General features: G+C 74.5%; 2 protein-coding genes. One reads left to right on the forward strand and one right to left on the reverse strand.

The annotated features are described in order from the left end of the window. Positions 1–4 precede the first annotated feature (4 nt). The gene (locus J0670_RS35765; protein WP_207816782.1) at positions 5–1,042 is read left to right on the forward strand and encodes an LLM class flavin-dependent oxidoreductase; all 1,038 of its coding nucleotides are present in this window, start codon (positions 5–7) and stop codon (positions 1,040–1,042) included. Here the strand turns inward: J0670_RS35765 and J0670_RS35770 are convergent. Then, positions 1,039–2,463 (reverse strand): APC family permease (locus J0670_RS35770; RefSeq protein ID WP_307806845.1); only part of this gene is annotated, 1,425 nt, incomplete at its 5' end. The two genes, J0670_RS35765 and J0670_RS35770, sit on opposite strands and share 4 nt — an antisense overlap.

Genomic DNA, 2,463 nt, shown 5'->3' on the forward strand with positions numbered 1-2,463 from the left:
CGACGTGACCAGCGCTACGCCCGTGACCAGGCTCTCCGTCCTCGACCGCTCCCGCACCAGGCGGGGCGAGCAGCCGGCGCAGGCCCTGCGGGACACGGTGGTCCTCGCCCGTGAGGCCGAGCGGCTCGGCTACCACCGGTTCTGGGTATCCGAGCACCACGGGGTGCCCGGGGTGGCCGGGTCGGCGCCGACGGTGCTCGCCGCGGCGGTGGCGTCGGCCACCACCAGGATCCGGGTCGGCACCGGCGGGGTGATGCTGCCCAACCACCAACCCATGGTGGTGGCCGAGCAGTTCGGGGTGCTGGCGTCGCTGTTCCCCGGTCGGATCGACATGGGGCTCGGCCGCTCGGTGGGCTTCACCGACGGCGTCCGGCGGGCGCTCGGGCGGGAGAAGGACGCCGCGGACGACTTCGGCGCCCAGCTGGCCGAGCTGCTCGGGTACTTCGACGGCTCGCAGCAGGCGCACCGCGGAGTGCACGCCCGCCCGGCCGAGGGCCTGCACGTCCCGGCCTTCGTGCTGGCCACCGGCACGGGCGCCGACCTGGCCGCCGACGCCGGGCTGCCGCTGGTCATCGCCGCCGCGCGCGGGGAGGACCGGATGCTCGCGGCGATCGACCGCTACCGCAGCCGCTTCCGCCCCTCCGGCCAGGCCGCCGAGCCGTACGTGGTGGTCTCGGGCACGGTCGCGGTGGCCGAGACCGAGGAGCGGGCGCGCGAACTGCTCGTCCCGGAGGCCTGGGCCGGCGCGTACTCCCGCACCCACGGGGAGTTCCCGCCGCTGGCCCCGGCCGCCGAGATCCGGGCCCGGGCGATGAGCGCCCGCGAGCGGGCCGCGTTCGAGCAGTCGCTCAAGGGCCACATCGCCGGCACCCCGGAGCAGGCCGCCGCCGAGCTGGCCGACCTGGTGGCGCGCAGCGGCGCGGACGAGTTCCTGGTCGCGACCAGCACCTACGACCGCGCCGCTCTGCTCGACTCCTACCGGCTGCTCGCCGAGGCGGTCGGCCAGGTACAGAGCCAGGTACAGAGCCAGGCGCAGGGCTAGGCGTCCACCTCGGTGGTCCCCAGTCGCGCGTACACCTCCGGCCGTCGCGCCCGCAGCCGCAGCGCGATCCCGACGCCCGTCAGGAACACCACCGGCACGATCGCGACCAGCGGCCAGTTGACCTCCGGCCCGGCGTTGGTGAACAGGTCGAGCCGCCACACCACCAGGGCCGTCGCCCCGCACAGCAGCGCGGTGGCGGCGAGCGGCGCGACGACCGTACGGAAGCGCCCCGAGGCCCGGGCCGCCGCCCGGTCACGGCGGAAGAAGGCGAACACGGCGAGCCCGGCCAGCGCCTGGAGCACCAGGATGCCGACCACACCGGGGGAGTTCACCCAGAGGAAGAACTGGTTGTAAGGGTCGGCCCCGATCAGCGCCGCCACCGCGACGGCCACCGCCGCCAGCACCGACTGCGCGATGCCGCCGATCCACGGCGAGCCGTGGCGCGGGTGGATCCGGCCGAGCGCGGCCGGGGCGGCCTGCTCGGTGGCGAGCGCGTACCCGTACCGGGTGATCGTGTTGTGGAAGGCGAGCAGCGCGGCGAGCAGGCTGGTGACGATCAGCACCCGCTGGACGTCGGTGGCCCAGCCGCCGACGTAGTCGGTCATCGCGGTGAAGAACATCCCGGCCGGGTCGGCCGTGGCGGCCGCGACGGCGCCCGAGTCGCCGAAGGCCTGCACGATCATCCAGGTGATGAAGGTGTAGAAGAGGCCGAGGAAGGCGATCGCGGCGTAGGTGGCACGCGGGACGGTCCGGTGCGGCCGGCGGGCCTCCTCGCGGTAGATCGCGGTGGCCTCGAAGCCGATGAAGGCGGCGAAGGAGAGCCCGAGCACCCCGCCCATGCCCCCGGAGAACACGTTGTGCGGCGCGAACGAGGACAGGCTCAGCCCGTGCGCCCCGCCCTTGACCAGCACCGCCACCGCGAGCACCAGCAGGATCCCGGTCTCGGCGATCAGCAGCGCCCCGAGCACCCGGGCGCCGAGGTTGATCGAGCGGTAGCCGAGGAACCAGACCACCGCCACCCCGAACAGCGCCCAGACCGGCCAGGGCAGGTCCAGCCCGAGCAGGTCGGCGGCCGTGGTGTGGGCGAAGAAGCCGAAGGCGCCGAACATGCCGATCTGGATGGCGTTGTACGAGAGCACCGCGAGCAGCGCCGCGCCCAGCCCGGCGGCCCGGCCGAGGCCCCGGGTGACGTAGGCGTAGAAGGCTCCGGCGTTGCGGATGTGCGTGGTCATGGCGGTGAAGCCGACCGCGAACAGCGCCAGCACGATGCCGGTGGCCAGGTAGGCGACCGGTGTGCCGATGCCGCCGAAGGAGATCGCGAAGGGCGCCACGCCGGCCATCACGGTCAGCGGGGCGGCGGCGGCCACGACGAAGAACACGATGTCGCCGGTGCCGAGCACGCCGCGCTCCAGCCCGTCGGC

Source organism: Streptomyces sp. FH025 (genome assembly GCF_017427025.1).
In the GTDB taxonomy this organism is placed as follows: domain Bacteria; phylum Actinomycetota; class Actinomycetes; order Streptomycetales; family Streptomycetaceae; genus Kitasatospora.